Below are 17,394 nucleotides of genomic sequence, written 5' to 3' on the forward strand. Positions count from 1 at the left end.
GCAACAAGCCTAGACTAAAGCATCCGGGCACTGCTCACACGCCTCCTTCGCGCGCCCCTTCATGCCTTCGTATGCCGATGACCGACCCGTCCGCTCTCGTGAAGATGAACCCCCCGTCGTGGTGGCGTATGGAGATCATGTCGCGATGGACGAGGGCATGGTGGTGCCAGCATAGAAGGATCGCGTTTGCCAGGTTCGTTTTTCCTCCGGATTGCCACGGCAATGCGTGGTGAATCTGCCCGTGGGCGAGGGTGTCCGAGCATCCCGGGTATCGACAGGTGCGGTCCCTCGCGACGACCGCCCGGGTTTGAGCGGGGGTGAAAAGGCGTTTTTCTCGTCCGACGTCGAGAACCTCTCCGGTCGCCGATAGAACGACGCGGGCGATTGACGAGTCGCATAACAATCGCGCCAGCTGACTCATCGACAAGGCCGATCCGTCATCCAGTTTGGCGGCTTCAAGCCCGTTGAGCGCCTTGACGTCCAGGGAGGCCGGGATCGCCCCGAGCAAGCTGCCGAGTTGCTCCGCCTGGCTGTCGAGGAAAGCCAGGCATTGGCCCAACCTCCCCTGCCCGCGTCCGGTTTCGGTGCAAGATCCGCGCTCGCCGTTTCCGCCGTGCCGGCTCTCGCCGCCGCAGTTTCCTTCCTCTTTTTCGGCGTCGGACGCAAGAATCGAGCACCCGTGGACCGGAGGAGCCGCCTGCGCTTTGGCCGCGCCGTACAAAGAGCCGGCCGCGCCGCTCAGGGACTTTTCCACGCCCACGAGGGTCGATAAGGGCACATGCACCGAAATGTGCGGCCGGATGCGGGCGCCCGTGGAGAGGGCTCCGGCGTTGAGCTGCGCGGTCGCCAGCTCGACGAAGGCGCAGGCTCGCCGCTCAGGCAACGTCCGGACGTCGTCGGCGCTTTTTCGCCCCATGATCGCGCTCAGCGCCGTATCGACGACGGCCGCCGCCTCGTCCGAGAACCACCCCGTGACCCGCATGCCCGAGCCTTCGCGGGTGAAGGCAAGGGATTCGCGCGAGGCGTCTTTCTTCTCCGCCTCCACGCCCGACGCGGCGTCGTGGGCGAAGGCGCGGGCTTTGATTCGCCGTTCGAATTCGCGCGGGGCGCACTTCTGGGCGTGGGAGATCAGCTCGTCCTGAACGCCGTCCTCAGTCAGTTTCTCTTTCAGGGCGGGGGTGGAAAACACTCGGCGGACGGCGTCGACGTGTTCCGGGAAGATCTCGCCGTCCGTCAAAGCCGCCGACAGCTTCCACAAGTCGGATTCGAGGGCTTGGGCCCGCTTGATCTCTCGCGAAGCCGCGGCTGGAGACTGGCCGGAGGCCTTCTCGTTCCACTGCGTCAGCGTCCGAGTTCCCGAGGAACGCCAACTCCTCTTTTTGTCGATTGCCAGGAGCATCCGTCCGCGGATCGCGCCGAGGCGGGAAATCAGCTTGGCCAGCGCCTCGGCGTCGGCGAGAAGCTCGTCCCCGGAAAGCCCAGACAGGTCTTCTTCGCTCACCCGCGATATGAGCTCCCCGATCGCGTCGAGACAGCCCGCCACGCGACTTTCGCCGGTCTTTGACGGCCAGTCGCCGGGAACGCCCTCGCGTGCGCCGATCGACGGCGCGCGGCCTTCGCCTGCACGAGATCCGGGGCGCTGCGGCCGAAGCCCACGCCCATCGAGAATCGCAGGGCGGGCAGGGCGGCCGACAAGGCTCCCAGAGGCCGCCGTCGGGCTCGCAGCAACGGAGTTCATTTGGCCGCCTAACTCGCTTTGGTTTCTTCCGTCCCTTCGATTCCCTTCACCGTCATCCTAACGCTAAAAGAAGGAATTGTCAATTTTTTGTTCGATAGAGACAGCCCTGCACGATGCCGGTCGCTGACGGATACCGGTCGAGGACGGACGCTGATCGAGGACGGACGCCGTTTGCGGAGCGACGCCGGTCGCGAACAACTTGAACAAAACTTCAGCTGCCCGGCGGTGAGCATCGACCCCCAGGCTCTCGATGCAGACGCGCCTCCACACTCGCGGAGGCTGACCCGGTTTGACGATTCGAAGTCGCTCCGCGGCCCGTGCGCTTTCGCGTTCGCGGGGGCTAACCGTCAGCAACTCCGGCCGGGCGCGTCTGCGCTTCCGCGTTCGCGGGGGCTAACCGTCAGCAACTCCGGCCGGGCGCGTCTGCGCCTCCGCGCTCGCAGGGGCTAACCTGGCCCTATGTTGCTTGCATTCTCCATTGCGCCGATGACGTCCGATCGGCCCGACGGCTCCGTGTCCCAAGCGGTCGCGGCCGCGGTCGAGGCCGTCCGCGAGTCTGGTTTGCCGCACGAAACCACGTCCATGTTCACCACCATCGAAGGCGAATGGGACGAGGTCATGTCGGTGGTCAAGCGATGCGTCGACGTCGTCGCCAAGCGCTCTCCTCGAATCTCGCTTGTCATGAAGGCAGACATACGCCCGGGCTACACCAGGCAGATCACCGCGAAGGTCGAGCGGGTCAACGAAATCCTCGAAAACGGGTGAGCCGCCGCGGCCGGGGGACATGCCGACGCCGTTGCCGCGCCGCAAGGCCGGTTCCGCGAGGCGGGCGCCGCCGAGTCTCCCCAGCCGGATGCGACGTCGCTGCTGTATGCGTCTGCGGCGAACGCCCCGACGCCGGCGAACGCCCCGACGCCGGCGACGCCGGCGACGCCTCACATCTTCTGCACGGCCCCGACCAGCGCGACGGCGGCCTGGGCGATCCGGGTGATCCCGGCCCAATCCTGGGCCTTGACGAGCCTGTGAGGCACCACCCATGAGGTCCCCACCGCGGCGACGGAGGGGATGGCCAGGTATTCGGCCGCGTTGCCCGCGGAGATGCCGCCCGTGGGAACGAAGCGCACGTCGCCGAAAGGCGCGGAAAGCGCGCGTATCGCGGCCGAGCCGCCCGACGCGGCCGCGGGAAACACGTTGACGTCGGTCGCTCCGGCGTCGACCGCGGCCATGAGGTCGGTTGCGCTGGAGACGCCCGGCAGCGGCAGCATGCCCATGCCGAGGGTGTGCTGAACCACCCGCCGTGAAAAACCGGGGGAGACGACGAAGTCCGCGCCCGCGTGGAAGGCCGTCTCCACCTGCGGGACCTTGATGACTGTTCCTGCCCCCACGATCATGCCGGCCTTGGCGAGCTCCTCGTCGTCCCGGATCGATGCGATTGCCTTGGCTGCCGCCGCGGTGCGCAGAGGCACCTCGAGCACGGGAAGCCCGCCGGCGACGAGGGCGCGGGCCAGGGGCACGGCCGCCTCGGCGACGTCGATGGCCGCGACCGGGATGATGCGGTGGGCTGTGAGCTGTTCAAAGGTGATCGGCATGAGAGTCCTCGTCGTTGTGGGGTGTATTCGATGAGTGCGCTCTTTTTGGGTGCGCACTCCCTGTGGGACGCCGTCGCCCGCGCGGGCCGACGTCGGCGGAGTGAAAGCCGCCGACGTCGATCAGGGCGGACGGCCGCACCGGCGATTGCCCGAATCGGCGGGCGCTCGAACCGCGTGGCGACCAGCCATGGCCGACGGCGAATCTGGGCCGACGGGCGGCAGATTCGGCCGGCAGCCAAGCCCTGTCGACAACCGGTCCGAGGGCTGCGGCGGTTGAGCACGCGAGTCCGGCTCGCCTGCCTCCCGATCGGGCGTCAAACAGCGGCGCAACGGCATCCGCTACGATCTTACGGGCTGTGGCCGAGGGCCGACAGCGGCTCGCCGACCTCCGCCGACAGCGGCTCGCCGACCTCCGCCGGCACCGGCCCCCGTCGGCGCGGATCAGCCTTGCGTTGCGGCACTGTGCCGTCAAATCGAGGCCGCCTGCCCTGCTCAGCCTCGCATGTCCACGAGCACCTTTCCCGAGGCGTCGGAGTCCTTCGCCGTCGTGAACGCCTCCACCGCGGAATCCGCCGAATCGCCTTTGAAAACGTGGGTGACGACGACGTCGGCGATCTCCGGGCGGGCGGCCAGAAGCTCGATCGCCTCGTCGATCTCCGTGTTGAAACGGAAACACCCGCGAAGCTGAATTTCCTTGGCGATGAGCGTCGCGAGCGCGATCGGCTGCGGCCCGGCGCCCATCATTCCGATCTGGGCGTGGACGCCCGCCGGCCGGACGGCCTCGATGGTGGCCGACACGGCTGCGGGTATTCCCGAGCATTCGAGGGCGACGTCGAAGTGTCCGCGGGGAAGCTCTTCGCCGCCCGCGGTTCCTGCGCCGCCCGCACCGTCCGAGGCGTCCACGTCGGCGCAGCCCGCCCCGCCGACTCTCACCGGGCGCGCCCCCAGCCGCCGCGCCCGGTCCAGCGGCCCCGCCAAGACGTCGGTGGAGACGACCTCGGCCGCGCCTTTCGCCACGGCCGCGGCGGCCGCGAGCAGGCCGATGGGCCCGGAGCCCGAGACCACTACACGCTTGCCCTCGACGCCGCCGGCCACGTTGATCCCGTGCAAAGCCACGCCCAGGGGCTCGGCGAGCGCGGCCACGTGAAGGTCCATGCCTGCGGGCAGCGGGCGCACCATGAAATCCTTGACGATGAGAAACTCGCTCATCCCTCCCTGCGTGTGAGGGTGGGTGGAGGCCGAGCCGAGGTAGCTGCCTCCTGGGAAAAGGTGGCGCTTGTCCTTGATTCCGGGGATTGGCTCGCCGAACGTCGCCGGATGGACCGTCACGGGCGTGCCGGAGGCCAGCTTTCCCGAGGGGTCGAGGTCGACGACGCCGGAAACTTCGTGCCCGGGTGCCATCGGCTCTTCGACGACGAAGGCGCCGTTGGCCCCGTTGAAGTAATAGTGCAGGTCGGATCCGCAGACGCCGACGTAGGCAATGCGCAGGCGGACTTCGCCGGGGCCCGGCTCGGGCGTGGGAACGTCCTCGAGGCGGATGTCCTCGCGGCCGTGGATGAAGAGGGTTTTCACTTTCGCTCCTCGCTGTTCTTTTTGGTCAGGTTGTTTCTCAGCGGCTGGGTCCGGCTGCGGGTTTCCCCTTTCCGCGCCGGACCCCGCCATGTCTGCGTCGGGCCGCTCCGCCCAGCGCGGAGCGGCGGTCTGGCCGCGTCCGGCTACGCCACGACGAACAACAGGGCGGACAGAGCGAACACCATGAGGGATTCAAGCATCTGCTGAACCGTCCATGTGCGCAGGGTCGTGGCCGTGTCCATGCCGAGGAGGCGGCCCACCAGCCAGAAGCCGGAGTCGTTGACGTGCGAGGCGAAAACGGAACCCGCGGCGGTGGCCAGGGTGATGGCGACGATTTGGAGCTCGTTGTAGCCCCCGCCGAGGACGCCCGCGGACATGAGGCCGGCCGCCGTCGTCAGGGCAACCGTCGCCGAGCCTTGTGCCAGGCGCAGAGCCACCGCGATGATGTAGGCGGCGACGATGATGGGGACGCCGATGTTGTCGAGCATGTACTTGAGGGCGTCGCCGATGCCGGAGGCGCGGAGCACTCCGCCGAACATTCCGCCCGCGCCGGTGATGAAGACGACCGAGGCGATGGGCGCAAGAGCCGAGTCGAGGAGTTTCTCCAGAGCCGATCTGTGCACTCCCTTGGACGTTCCAAGCACGGGGATCGCTGTGAGGACGGCGATGAGCAGTGCGACGCCGGGCTTTCCGAGCAGGCTGAAAACTTGTGCCCACAGCGGCAGGCTGACGTGGGAAAGCTTGGGGTCGGCGTTGTACTCGCCGAACGTTCCCGCCTTCGTCATGAAATCGACGGACGTGTTGAGGAGGATGAGGAACATCGGCAGGAGAAGGATGCCCACGACGGTGGCGACCCTCGGCGGATTCTCAACGGGTTCGGTCCTCGCGCCGAAGATCGTCTTGGAGATGTCGATGTTCGGGAACTTTTTGGCGCAGCGGCGCCCCCACAGCACGCCGGTGACGTAGAAGGTGGGGATCGCGAAAATGATGCCGACCACCATGAGGTAGCCGAGGTTGACGCCGTAGAAGGTGGATGTGGAGACCGGGCCGGGGTGCGGCGGCACGAAGACGTGCATCACGGAGAAGGCGACGGCCGTGGGGAAGGCGTAGAGCAGGATGGGCCCGCCCAGCCGCTTGGCGACGGCGAAGACGATGGGCAGCATGACCACGAGGCCGGCGTCGAAGAACATGGGGAAGCCCAGCAGAAGGGAGGCGAAGCCGAGCGCCATGGGGGCGCGCTTCTCACCGAATTTTCCGATCATGTAGTCGGCGAGCACCTGGGCGCCGCCGGAATGTTCGACCAGCACGCCCAGCATTGCGCCGAGGCCCACCAGTATTCCGACGCTGCCCAGCGTTGAATTGAACCCTTCCATGACGGTGTCGTAAAGCTTGTCGAGCGGGATTCCCGCGGCGACGGCGGTCACGATCGAGACGACGACGAGCGTGATGAAGGCGTGAAACTTAAGTGCGATGACGAGGAAAAGGATGACAGCGATCGCTGCGGCCGCGATCGCGAGCAAGGCTGCAGGCGGGATGCTGCCGACCCAGGCGCCGCTTTTGTCGATGAATACCCGTTTGTCATCGGCCAGTATGGCTGTTGTTGGTTCCATGTGTGTCTCCGTTGAGCGGTGAGCCGGGACGAACTCGGCTCGAGTGTTTGGAGTGAGCCGGGGCGAGCTCGGCTCGAATGCGTCTGCCGCGGGGGCTGCCTTGCCCCATGCGACTGTGATCGCCATAATAGTAGTATCATTGACGCTTTGCCAGACGAGTGACGAAATCGCGAGATTCCGCCGTTTGCCGAGGCGAGGGTCTTCGATATGGCGACGTCGAAGCGTCTGGTTCGACGTCGGAACATTGGTTGGACGTCGAAACGTTTAATCAAGCATCGAAACTTTAGGTTTGACGCCGATTCACGTCGGTTCGTCGGTGCTCGTCCCGGCGAGACCGCGACTCCTAGCGAGGTGACCATGGCCCCGAACGACGACGGCGCAGGCGCGCAAGGCGCAGGCGCGGCCCGTGCTGGGCAGCCCGTGCCCGAGCGGAGCCTCGACTCGCCTCACGCGGGGAGAAAGGCGTGGGCGCTCCCTCCCGCGCGCAAAGCCGACGTCGAGGGTTCGCGAGCCGGCGGATCCGAGGGACGCGCGTTTGAGCGTGCCTCTGGCCCCGCTTCGGCGCGTGCCTCTGGCCCCGCTGCTCCGGAGGGGGCGACCGATTACGAGGCTCTGCTCGGCGAGCTCGGCAGGCAGATCGCGACCGGGAGCCGGCCTGCTGGAACCGTCATGACGCTCGCCGATCTCGAAGCCGAGTTCGGCGTTTCGCGCACGCTGGTCCGCGACGTCGTCAAGGTCCTCGAAGGCCTGGGAATGGTCACGTCCCGCCGTCGCGTGGGAGTGACCGTTGAACCGCGCGGAAGCTGGCAGCTTCTCGATCCGCACGTCATCGCCTGGCGGATGTACGACGCCGACGAGCGCCGCCACCACATCCTGGAAATCAGCGAATTGCGGCGCGGCATCGAACCCGAGGCCGCGCGGCTGGCGGCGTCGCGCGGGCTGCCCGGCGCCCAGCGACTCGTCGAACTGGCCGAACGCATGCGCGATCTTGGGGTCGAAGGGCGCGGGGCCGATCCGGAATTCCTCGCGGCGGACATTGAGTTTCACGAGCTCGTCTCCTCCCTTTCCGGCAACGAGATCTTCGCGCGGTTGGGGGCGATGGTCGGCTCGCTGCTGGTCGAGCGCACCCACTGGGACCTTCAGCCCGCACACCCTGACGCCGACGCCGTGCGCTGCCACATCCGCCTCGCCCGCGCGATTCGGGACGGCGACCCGGAGACGGCGGCAGAATCGGCCTCTTTCATCGTCACTCAGGCCGCCGATGAGGTGGGCGGGGCCAAAACCGAGCAAACCAGCGGTGCCAAAGGCCGGCCAAGCGGCGACGAAACCCACACGAATTCGGCCAACTAAGTTGGCGCAGTCAAAGGAGACAGTCCATGAAACTCGATCGGAAGCACCTTCCCCTCGACCGGAGAATCGGCGCAAGCGCGCCGGCAGAAACCGGGATCGTGCACATCGGCATCGCGCAGTTCCACCGTGCGCACGCCGCGGTGGCAACCGCCCAGGCTCTCGCGGCCGAGCCGGGGGAGTGGGGGATCGTCGGCGTGGCCAGCCACAACCCCGCCGTCGTCAATGCGCTGCGCGAGCAGGACGGGGTCTATTCGATCCTTGAGCTGACGCCGGAGGGCGAGTCGGTGTCCGTCGTCGACGTCCATCGCGATTTCGCCGTCGCGGCCGAGGAAACCGAGCGGGTCCTCGACCTTCTCGCCGAGCCGCGGCACAAGATCATCACGTTGACTGTCTCCGAGAACGGGTATCGCCGCGATTCCCGCACGGGGGGCCTCGACCGCTCCGACCCGGCCGTCCTCGCCGACTTCGCGGGCGGGGCGCAAACCACCGTGGGGCTCGTCGCGCGCGGGCTCGTGCGGCGCTTCGAGCGCGGCGGCGCGCCTGTCACGGTCCTTTCCTGCGACAACATGGTCTCGGCGGGCGACGTCACCCGTTCCCTCGTCGTCGAATTCCTCGAAGAGATAGGCGCGGGGCCGGAGTTCTTCGCCTGGCTGGAGGCCAATGTGACCTTCCCCAACGCGATGGTCGACCGGATCGTCCCCGCCACGACGGACGCCGTGCGCGAGGCGGTCCGCCGGATTGCGGGCTTCGACGACGCCGTTCCCGTTCCCGCCGAGGGATTCACAATGTGGGTCATGGAGGACAAGTTCGCGGCCGGCCGGCCCGCCTGGGAGCACGCCGACGGCGTCGCCTTCACCGACGAGGTCGGCAAGTACGAGCTGGTCAAGCTGCGCCTGCTCAACGGATCGCATTCGCTCATTTCGTACCTGGGCGCGCTTGACGGGCGCGAGACGATTCCGGACTCGCGCACCCAGCCCTTCGTCGAAGAATGCGTGCGCGCCGCCCTTTACGACGAGTATCTGCCCTCGATCGACCTTCCCTCGGGCTTCGATCCGGATGCCTACATCGCCCGGCTGTTCGTGCGGTGGACGAACTTCGCGCTGGGCGACAAGACGGCCCGGGTGGGATCCGACGGGTCGGCGAAGCTCCTTCAGCGCATACCCGCCCCGGCCATACGACTGCTCGAAAAGGGGAGCGTGCCGCAGCAAATGGCGCTGACGGCGGCGGCCTGGATCGCCTGCGTCTGCCCTCCGCAAGGCTTCGACCCAGGCCCGATTGCGCGTGAAATGGTCGAGCCGAAGCGGGAGGCGCTCGCCGCGGCGACGGCCGGCGCCTCAAACGTGCGCGAACACGTCGATGCCGTCATGAGAGGCGGCTTCCTTCCCGACGAACTCGTCGCCTACGAGGCCTTCACACGCAGGGTGGCCGAGCTCGTGGAGGCCATCGTGCGCGACGGCGTGCGCGCGGCCGCGGCGGACGCCTTGGCGAAGCGGCCATTGGAGGATCGCGAAGGATAGGGGGAGCTCTCGCCGAAGCTTGAGGCGACTTTTGAGCGGCTTGCACGATAGCGTAGGGCCATGACGAAGTACAACGAGCAACCGGCGGGGCTGCGCATCCCTTCTGTTGGGGATCCCGATCTGGAGCAAGAGCTCAGGGACCGCTGCTGGACGTCGATCGTGCTGGGGCGCCCTTACGCAGACATATGGAACGACCTGTCCGCCGATCTGGCTGACCTGGATCCTATGCCCGTGCAGCGCCCTTCTGCCGAGCGGGCTTCCGATCCTTCGTCTGTGCGGAGCTCCGACCCTTCGACGGTGCAGGGCTCTGGTCCTTTGGACGGACCAGGCGCTGCCATTTCGCGGGGGCGGACGTCCGGCGCGCTTGACACCGACGTCGTCGCCCAAAAGATCGTCAAGGGCCTCTTCGAAGCCCGGCGTTCCCAGCAAAGGGAATTTGGCCCCGTGAAGACGAACCTGTCTGCGGCCTTCGCCGCCCTCAACGACTACGGCGTGGTGGCGCGGCAGAACTTCATGTGCTGCATGTCCTGCGGGCTTGACGCGATCAGCGGCGAGGTCGAATCTTCGGCGGAGTGGGACGGCTATGCGTTCTACCACTCGCAGGACGCCGAGAGGCTCGTCGAGACGGGGTCGACCTATGTCGCCTTCGGGGTGTTCTTGCGCAGGTACCTCCCGATCGACGAGATTAAGGCGATGTCGCCTGCCGAGAGGGACGCGTTCGCGGACGAAAAGGCGGAAGCTCTGGCCAGATCCGTGATTGTTCCGACGTTCGAGATGTATGGGATCGACGTCGAATGGGACGGCTCGGCTGGGTCGCGGATGGCTCTGCACGACGTCGATTACTACGTCCCTTTGAACGAGGGCAGGTTGAAGGATGAACGCGCGGTCGGCGGATGATGCGAGGGCGCCGGTGGAAGCGGTGAATGAGCGCGAGAATTGGCGGATGCGGCAGGTTAGGCGGACGGGCGCGAGGCTGTGAGATCGGCGGGCAGACGGAGGCACATGGCAGGCGCAGGGTTGACGAAGGTCGAGGGCAAAGGACGAGCGCGGAGTTGGCGGACAGATTGGGGGCTGCGGGTGCGCGTGGTGTTGCGGATCAGGGGTGGCGATGTGAGTGTCGGGCTGGCGACGTGATGTTAGAGGGTGCGTGTGCCGTTGCGGTGGATGACTGGTGCGGCGGACAATCGCGGGGTCGATGGATGCGAGATCAGCGGACAGGACGATGAACGTGGGATCAATGTGCGGGCAAGAGACGGGTCGGGGATAGAGGGCAGTAGGTTTGACGGATGAAGCGAAGCAAGAGGACGGACGCGAGGAATGGCGGATGAAGCGAGTTTGACGAGGGGTCGTTGGCCGGAAATTGGCGGAGCGAAAGAGGGTGAAAGGCAGGGCTGACAGGCAGGAGGCGACGGAAGACAGAGTTGAGAGGCATGCAGAGTTGAAGGGCCAGAGTTGAGAGATTCGAGAACAGACAACATGGCGAATGGGGTGGGAGCCTAGCGGTTCCCACCCCATTCTTAGCTTTGCAACGAGGCCCTCTCTTAGCTTTGCAACGAGGCCCTCGTTGCCTTGTGTCAACCTCGGCCATCCCTTCACGTGCGCGCAGTCGCCCTGCGTCGAGTACATGCTTTGCGGGGATGCCCCACAATGGGGCATCCCCGCAAAGCGATTGTGAGCGCTCGGCTTCCTCCCGTCAGGCAGGAACGCCGTCGCTTGGCGTCTCCTCGCGCCGCCCGGCTTCCAAGAACGTGATCGTCTTGTCGTCTTCGTACAGGGAAACCTGCGTTTCCTCGATTGGATGCGAGCGGGAGTCTTCTCTCTTGTCCTTGCCTCGACGTCCCCCGGTCAAACCAGCGATAGCTCGCGAGGACGCGGAACGCCCGGTGGATCCCGAGCCTCCGGTGCGCCCGGCTGCGCCCATTCCCGCGGAGCGCGCGCCGCCGAATGATCCTGCCGATCTCCCGGCGGCCGAGCCGCCGGCCCGTCCGGCTGCGCCCGAAGCGGTGGCTCCGCGGGCTGAACCGGTGGTGCGCGCAGCGGTCGAGCTCGTCGAGCGAGCGGCCAGTCCGCCTCGCGCTGCGCCGCCCGCGCGGTTTGCAGTTCCACCGGAACCCTCGTTGACCGATCCGGCCTTGCCGACCGACGTCGCCGACGAGGTAGCACGGACCGCGGTGGTCGCGCCACGTGTGATCCCCGACCCGCGAGCGGAGCTCGTTGGGCTGGCGGTGCGGGCGGCGGTGGTCGCGCCCTTGAGGATCCCTGAACGCCCGGTAGAGGTCGATCCGGCGGACGTGGGACGCGCTATCCCGGTGGCCCCGCCTCGTGCGGGAACGGCCTTGCCGACCGACGTCGCCGATGAGGCAGCACGGACCGCGGTGGTCGCGCCGCGCGTGATCCCCGACCCGGAGGGAGACGTGGCGCGCACCGCCGCGCCCGACCGCATGGAGCTGGCCTTCGAGGTCGGCGCGGCCTTCGCCGCAAGCGCCGCACGCGCTGCCTGGTAGGCCTTGTATCCGGCCACTGCCGCGCCGCCGCCGACTGCGGCGCTTGTGGCCAGGGGGTTGAAAACGGCCGAGGAATGCGACGACGAACCCGAACTGTGAAAAGCGGCCGTTCCCGATCCCGGAACGAGCGCGCTCGATTGCGGCGTCGTGTAATGCGAGTGTTGCAGCGACATGCCGCCCGCAGACGAGCTGGCGCTGTGGCTTCCGGCGTCGCTATAGCTGCCGGCCGTGCCCGCAGAAGCGGGAGGAGCGGAAACTCGCCAATCCGTGGCAGATCGCGACGGAGCCGACGAATGCCCGGAAGATCTGCGATCCGATGAGCCTTGCCGCTCGGGCTTGTTAGGCGCCCACTTCTCTCTCTGATACGCCGAGCGCGCCGCTTTCTTGATACGAGAGATTGCAAACCGCTTCGGAAGCGCACCGATGGCAGCGGCTGTGCGAGCGTCCAGCGTTGCCAGGACTTCTTTCGCGTGGGTGTCGATTTTCGCGTGTGCGTTGTCGCGTATTTGCTCGACTTGTCCGGAAATGGCCTGCTCGATCAAGGGGCCTAGTAACGGCGTGTTTCTGGCTTCGCTCTTGCTCTTGTCGATTTGGCTGTTCACCGAGTCGAGGTTCGCCTGAATTGCCCTGCTTTCGTCTTGAGCTTGGCGGCCGCCTTCGACGAAGTCGTTTTGGACCTCGACAAGTTTGTCGACGCCCGTGGACGTTCTACGCAAGCTCGAGGCCAGCTCGTCAAGGCGGGCCGAGGCCGATTTAGCGGCTTCGCCTTCGATGCCCAAGTCGGCTGCGACCCTCCGGTTGACTTCGGCGATTGTCTGCAATCGGCCGCTTATCTTGCCGAGGGTTTGATTCGTGTGCTCGATCAGGTCGGGATTCCAATCGTTGATGGCCCTGAGGCGATCGGCGTTAGGAGTTGCCATGGTTGCCCCCCGAATTGTTCCTATTGGTCTTTACACGAGACGGGCTCGTCCGCTGCTGTTTAACTATTGAGGGCATCGTGAATCTTGCTCATTCCCTTTGGGCTGGTGTAAGAAAACTTCTCGCTGAGCCCGTCAAGCGTACTCAGAATGTCCTGGCGTTCCGCCTCGTCTTCAAACTCGAACGAGTCGACAGACCATCGCAGATCCTCGATCGTCTCTTCCTGGTCAAGGGACAGATTCGCCATTTCCTCGTCAAGGGTCACCAGCGAGACGTGAGCCGGCCTCCCGAACTGCTGGAGCTCCTTGAGGGCTGAATACTGGGACGAAGCCCCTTGCGTGTTGTTGATGCCTAGAGCGGCTTGGTCCACGGCTACGCTGAGCTCTTGCTTTGCGGCCTCGTACTCGTCGCCGGCCTGCTTCAGTTCGTTCAACTGGCGCAGGAACTGGTCCTTGTCCAACCGGAATATCGCCACGCGATCATCCCCACTTACTTCCTGGGCGCAAGCTGCGCCTTCCCGACATAATGGCGGCAGGATCGCGAAAAACCCCTGTCGTCACAGCTTTAGGATACGCGTCCCGAGGCCCCGCAAACTAACCCGTTTGGGGGCACTGGCATGCCACGATAAATGAAAAGTCAATGAATGCAAAGAAGAGCCGCGGAAAGGAAGCTGAGGGGACTCGTTCCCTTTGGAGTAGCACGCTTTCCCCTTGGAGTGGCACGCTTTCCCCTTGGAGTGGCACGCTTTCCCCTTGGAGTGGCACGCTTTCCCCTTGGAGTGGCACGCTTTCCTGTGGAGTGCCACGCCGGCCTGGGATTGCCTGCTCTTTCCCTGCTCATCGTTCGCCGAGAAGGGGTGTGGGTGAGAAGCGCGGAGGAAAGGGGTACTATCCTGAATGGCACAGTTTCCTGCAATTCTGAGTGCAGAAGGAAAACAAAAATGAACGACCACCACCACTTCATAGGTCTATCACACGCAGTGAAAGGTTCCTCATTCGCGCTGAAGCTAACGATGGTCTGCCTGGCCTTTTTGTTGAGCGCCTGCAGAATTGACGGGACTCTCGAGTTTCAAGCCAACGGTTCAATGCACTTAGAGATAGTATTTGAAGACACCAAGGGTTTGATGGCGAAAATTGGGAAGAATTGTTCCAATCTAAAGAACTATATTAGTTCTCTTCGCCCTTTTTTCGCCAAGGCCACTTATGAAGAAATAATATCAGATGAAGGTGTGCGTAAGTGCAAAGTGGTGTCTGATGAACCATTGGATAATGTTGAGACAAGAAAAGAGGGTGATAATAACCTACTGATAATAGGTAAACAGGGTGTCATTAGAGAAGAGAATGAACTGGATGTAACGATGCGTATCGGAGTGCCAGGAAAAATTATAAAAACGACGAATGGGGTCATTGAGGGCAACAAGGTAGTCATAAGGGGCGTTAATCGCACAGCTCGAGGTGTCACGATCACCTGGACAAGCGACGCGAACGCGCCACGTAGCTCTTCGTCGTCAGATTCATCAAGCAGCTCGGCGGGCGGAAAGACAGCTGCCGGTTCGTCAGCGGATGACAGTGGTTTTCCTGCGTGGGCGTGGATCGGCTCCGGCGTGGGCGTCCTTGCTCTTGCCTTGATTCTTGGCGTTCTCATTGGGCGACGTAAGAGGCGTGCCGCCGCACCGCCTTCGCTCAATCTCGGCCAGAGGTAATTGGCGGCGGCCCTGCCACCGCCGCGGCGGAGCCCGAGCTCGCGCACGGCGACGCCGCAGAAGGGGTCTTAGTCGACTCAGCGTTGAACGAAGCGTGAGTGAGAATCGCTTCTCGCCCGCGCCTCGTCAAGTTTCCGCCTGTGCGGGAGCTAATCGCGGTCATTTTCGCGACGGCCAGCTTCCAGGAAGGTGATCGTTCTGTCGTCTTCATACAGACGGACTTCTGCAGACGCGATTGGTTCGTCGCTGCGAGACCTGCGCTCGTTCTTCTTGCGGCCTTGGCTTCGGCCCGTCAGACTCGACAAGGCTCGCGAGGTTTCGCCACGGGAGGCAGTGTTCGCTCGGTTTACCGCACGGCCGGCGGAAGCGCGTCTCGCAACGGCCCCGCCCCGTTCCGAAGAAGCTGTCGCTTTGCCGCCTGTCGCCGCCGAGCGGCCTGCGGCGGTCCTGGAAATCGAACTGCTCGTCCGGCTTGCTGCTCCGGCTCCGCGTGTGGAAGCCGCTTCGCGCGTTGCGGAGGTTTGGCTCCGAGCGCCGGGGACCTTGCCAGCCTCTCCCGCGGACGAGGATGAGGCAGGTTTGCGGACCGCCGTGGTTGCGCCCCGCACGATTCCGTTGCCTCGAGCCGACGGCGAGGGCGCCGGAGCCCGGCTCGCCGTCGTCGCTCCCCGGAGGATGCCGCCCGATCGCGCTGAAGCAGAGGAAGAAATCGGCCGAGCAACCCCGGAAGCGCCGCCACGCGGCGTCGCTCCGCGCGCGCCGGCAGACGGAGTTGTGGACCTGACCGCCGTGGTTGCGCCTCGCACGATGCTCGCCGACGAGGGCGGCGTCGATCGAATCGTCGCTCCGGACCGCATCGAGGAGGGCTCCGATCGGGGAGAGGACGCCTGTGCGGCACGAGCGGCCCGCATGGCTTGATATGCCTTGTATCCGGCTACCGCGGTTCCGCCGCCGATGGTTGCGGCGGCCAACGGATTGAAGAGCGCGGAAGGGCGCGCGGGCAAATGCGTTGAATTTGAGGGGCCAAACCCTCCCAACTGTGAAGGCGCGTAGTGCGAGGCCTGCAAAGCCGGTCCGTCTGATGGCGTGCCGTTTGGGCTGAGATGCCCGCTCGTGTAACTGCCCGAGCCGCCAATCGAAGGGGTACTGTTCGGGGTGTGCCAGGCTGTCGCCGACCGAGTGGGGCCCGCCTGGGTGCCGCTTGCGGGCCCGCTGTCTGAACCGTTGGCGCCGCCGTTGCCCTTGCCGGCTGAGTCCGGTGGAGCCGAGACGTGCCTTGACGCGGGCTCGTTGTCCTGAAAAGGAAAATCGCGAGCCAAAGCTTCTGTGCTTTCGCGCAAAACGCGCAGCACATCCTTGGCTTGGCGATCCACCTCTGCGCGGGCGGAATCGTCCTCTGCTTTAGCGATGCTCTGTAAGGAGCGATCTTTTTTCGCGCTTGGAAACGAAACGCTAGCTCCATTGTAAGTATTGTAAGCACTGTTGATATTTTTGAGTAACTTTTGAATCTCCTCGTTGTCGCTTTGCGCCTTCTTTCCCAGGCCGAGGGCTTTGTGCTGCACTTCGGCAAGCTGTTTCACTTTCTGAGAGCCGTCCAGCAAGCGGGTGGCGAGCTTGTCCAGGCGAGAGGAGGCTGAACGGGCAGTCGTCCCTTCGAGGCCGAGGTCGGCTGCCACACGCCGGTTGATCGTGGCGATGTCGGCGAGGTTGGAGCTGACTTTTTCCAGGTGTTTGTTTGCCTGCTCGATCGGGTCCGTTCTCCAGGTTTTGATGACGTTAAGGTGGTCGGCGTGAGGAGTGGCCATCATTTGCCTCCTGCACTTTTCTGCCCTTGCCCTGAACCTTTCGGCCCTTGCGCTGAGCTGGAGCTGTGTATGCCGTCTATAAGCGAATCGAAACCCGGGGTTTTGGAAAGGACGTTGCCTATGAGGTTCATTCCTTCGGGGGACACATAGGTGAATTTCCGATCGAGTTTGTCCAAGATCTTGACGAACTCGTTGCGTTCGGCGTCGTCCCGAAACTCGAATGAGCTCAGCGAGGCCCTCAAGTCCGCAATCACCTTGTGCTGCTGCTCGGAGACGTGCTTCAGCTCTTTGTCTACGGCCACCAGGGACGTGTGGACCGGCGTGCGGAGATGCCGGAGCTCATCCAGGTTCGACCACCGGTCGTCGTCGCTGGAGGGCGCGCAAACTCCGTTGCTTTGAAGGTCCTTGCAGCTCTGACCCACGGCAAAGCTGAGCTCGTTCTGCGCGTCCTCGTATTTGTCGCCCGCCTTTACCAGTTCGGCGACTTGTCGCCTGAACTGATCCTTGTCCAATCGAAACACTGCCACGTGGCAACCCTCCTTGGTGGTTGTGTATACAAGTTTCTAGTATGCGTAATGCTGTTGTGGAAGAGAACCAGCTTCTTCCTATGAATGCAGCATACTGTCAGAGGGGGCTGTTACCTAGCCCCGACCGAGAGGCAACCATGTTACTTTGACAGTAAAGTAAAGGAACTCTGGGAAAAGTTGCCGCAAATTGCTCTTGCGAGGTCGATCCTCCGCCCGCGTGTCGCGAGAGCCCCGGACGTTGCCGGTCGCTCGAAACCCGCCCGCTTCCGTGGGTAGAGGCTTCGGGAGACCTCGATTTTGAAAAGGCAGAGCCAGGCCCTCTGCGCATGGAAGCCCGTCTGGATGGCGTCGCACCGGCTGCCTGCGGTCGCCTCGGCGTATGCGCGAGCGTCGCGAATCTCCTCCGCCTGAAGTTCTTGCCCGCCGATCGCCTCGGCCCTGCGGGGGCGTTGCTGCGCTGGGCGAGGCGGGACCAGTCGAGGGGCTATCGCCTCTGCCCCTGCGGGGGCGCGGCGACCGCGCGTTTCGGCGTTGAGCCGTCGGCACTGGTTTTTCGGCGTTG

Annotated in this window: 13 protein-coding genes; 6 read left to right on the forward strand and 7 right to left on the reverse strand. The window is 64.8% G+C overall.

Going from position 1 to position 17,394, the window contains the following annotated elements; translation table 11 throughout:
• Positions 1-34: 34 nt before the first annotated feature.
• A complete protein-coding gene (locus tag A4H34_RS02575) occupies positions 35-1,738 on the reverse strand; it encodes an HNH endonuclease signature motif containing protein (protein WP_064230972.1) in 1,704 nt (567 codons plus the stop codon).
• A 459-nt stretch (positions 1,739-2,197) separates the two neighbouring features.
• On the opposite strand from A4H34_RS02575, the gene A4H34_RS02580 reads away from it, so the two are divergent.
• Complete coding sequence (locus tag A4H34_RS02580; RefSeq protein WP_064230973.1) at positions 2,198-2,503, forward strand: MTH1187 family thiamine-binding protein; 306 nt, start codon at positions 2,198-2,200, stop codon at positions 2,501-2,503.
• Positions 2,504-2,673: 170 nt separating this feature from the next.
• On the opposite strand, the gene eda is transcribed toward A4H34_RS02580, so the two are convergent.
• The 3 genes from eda to A4H34_RS02595 form a co-directional block, all read right to left on the reverse strand.
• Positions 2,674-3,327, reverse strand: a complete 654-nt coding sequence (gene eda / locus A4H34_RS02585) for a bifunctional 4-hydroxy-2-oxoglutarate aldolase/2-dehydro-3-deoxy-phosphogluconate aldolase (protein WP_009197931.1) — start codon at positions 3,325-3,327, stop codon at positions 2,674-2,676.
• A 492-nt stretch (positions 3,328-3,819) separates the two neighbouring features.
• Positions 3,820-4,899, reverse strand: coding sequence for a zinc-binding dehydrogenase (locus tag A4H34_RS02590; protein ID WP_064230974.1), 1,080 nt, complete (start codon positions 4,897-4,899; stop codon positions 3,820-3,822).
• Positions 4,900-5,042: 143 nt separating this feature from the next.
• Positions 5,043-6,509: a GntP family permease gene (locus A4H34_RS02595; RefSeq protein ID WP_231870926.1), complete on the reverse strand. Its 1,467-nt coding sequence runs from the start codon at positions 6,507-6,509 to the stop codon at positions 5,043-5,045.
• 357 nt (positions 6,510-6,866) lie between these two features.
• Here A4H34_RS02595 and A4H34_RS10585 point away from each other — a divergent pair, with 357 nt between their 5' ends.
• From A4H34_RS10585 to A4H34_RS02610, 3 genes are read left to right on the forward strand one after another with little or no spacing between them, the layout of a single operon-like run.
• On the forward strand, positions 6,867-7,859 hold the full coding sequence (locus A4H34_RS10585; protein WP_197480396.1) for a FadR/GntR family transcriptional regulator: 993 nt from the start codon (positions 6,867-6,869) through the stop codon (positions 7,857-7,859).
• Positions 7,860-7,885: 26 nt separating this feature from the next.
• Complete coding sequence (locus A4H34_RS02605) at positions 7,886-9,376, forward strand: mannitol dehydrogenase family protein (protein WP_064230975.1); 1,491 nt, start codon at positions 7,886-7,888, stop codon at positions 9,374-9,376.
• Positions 9,377-9,436: 60 nt separating this feature from the next.
• Entirely contained in the window at positions 9,437-10,273 is an 837-nt protein-coding gene (locus tag A4H34_RS02610; protein ID WP_064230976.1) for a DUF6891 domain-containing protein, read from the forward strand.
• Positions 10,274-11,069: 796 nt separating this feature from the next.
• On the opposite strand, the gene A4H34_RS02615 is transcribed toward A4H34_RS02610, so the two are convergent.
• On the reverse strand, positions 11,070-12,800 hold the full coding sequence (locus A4H34_RS02615; RefSeq protein ID WP_064230977.1) for a hypothetical protein: 1,731 nt from the start codon (positions 12,798-12,800) through the stop codon (positions 11,070-11,072).
• Positions 12,801-12,859: 59 nt separating this feature from the next.
• Complete coding sequence (locus A4H34_RS02620; RefSeq protein ID WP_064230978.1) at positions 12,860-13,273, reverse strand: hypothetical protein; 414 nt, start codon at positions 13,271-13,273, stop codon at positions 12,860-12,862.
• Positions 13,274-13,738: 465 nt separating this feature from the next.
• Between A4H34_RS02620 and A4H34_RS10590 the strand changes: the two genes are divergently transcribed.
• The gene (locus A4H34_RS10590) at positions 13,739-14,500 is read left to right on the forward strand and encodes a chemotaxis protein (RefSeq protein ID WP_231870927.1); all 762 of its coding nucleotides are present in this window, start codon (positions 13,739-13,741) and stop codon (positions 14,498-14,500) included.
• A gap of 411 nt (positions 14,501-14,911) precedes the next feature.
• Positions 14,912-15,418, forward strand: a complete 507-nt coding sequence (locus A4H34_RS10850; protein WP_156510221.1) for a hypothetical protein — start codon at positions 14,912-14,914, stop codon at positions 15,416-15,418.
• Between the two features lie 886 nt (positions 15,419-16,304).
• Here the strand turns inward: A4H34_RS10850 and A4H34_RS02630 are convergent.
• The gene (locus A4H34_RS02630; protein ID WP_231870928.1) at positions 16,305-16,832 is read right to left on the reverse strand and encodes a hypothetical protein; all 528 of its coding nucleotides are present in this window, start codon (positions 16,830-16,832) and stop codon (positions 16,305-16,307) included.
• Positions 16,833-17,394 lie beyond the last annotated feature (562 nt).

The organism is Peptidiphaga gingivicola (assembly GCF_001652275.1).
Classification (GTDB): domain Bacteria; phylum Actinomycetota; class Actinomycetes; order Actinomycetales; family Actinomycetaceae; genus Peptidiphaga; species Peptidiphaga gingivicola.

Coding starts and splice junctions, on each gene's coding strand:
- A4H34_RS02575 (WP_064230972.1), bottom strand. CDS start 1,738: ATGAACTCCGTTGCTGCGAGCCCGACGGCGGCCTCTGGGAGCCTTGTC.
- A4H34_RS02580 (WP_064230973.1), top strand. CDS start 2,198: ATGTTGCTTGCATTCTCCATTGCGCCGATGACGTCCGATCGGCCCGAC.
- eda (WP_009197931.1), bottom strand. CDS start 3,327: ATGCCGATCACCTTTGAACAGCTCACAGCCCACCGCATCATCCCGGTC.
- A4H34_RS02595 (WP_231870926.1), bottom strand. CDS start 6,509: ATGGAACCAACAACAGCCATACTGGCCGATGACAAACGGGTATTCATC.
- A4H34_RS10585 (WP_197480396.1), top strand. CDS start 6,867: ATGGCCCCGAACGACGACGGCGCAGGCGCGCAAGGCGCAGGCGCGGCC.
- A4H34_RS02605 (WP_064230975.1), top strand. CDS start 7,886: ATGAAACTCGATCGGAAGCACCTTCCCCTCGACCGGAGAATCGGCGCA.
- A4H34_RS02610 (WP_064230976.1), top strand. CDS start 9,437: ATGACGAAGTACAACGAGCAACCGGCGGGGCTGCGCATCCCTTCTGTT.
- A4H34_RS02615 (WP_064230977.1), bottom strand. CDS start 12,800: ATGGCAACTCCTAACGCCGATCGCCTCAGGGCCATCAACGATTGGAAT.
- A4H34_RS10590 (WP_231870927.1), top strand. CDS start 13,739: ATGAACGACCACCACCACTTCATAGGTCTATCACACGCAGTGAAAGGT.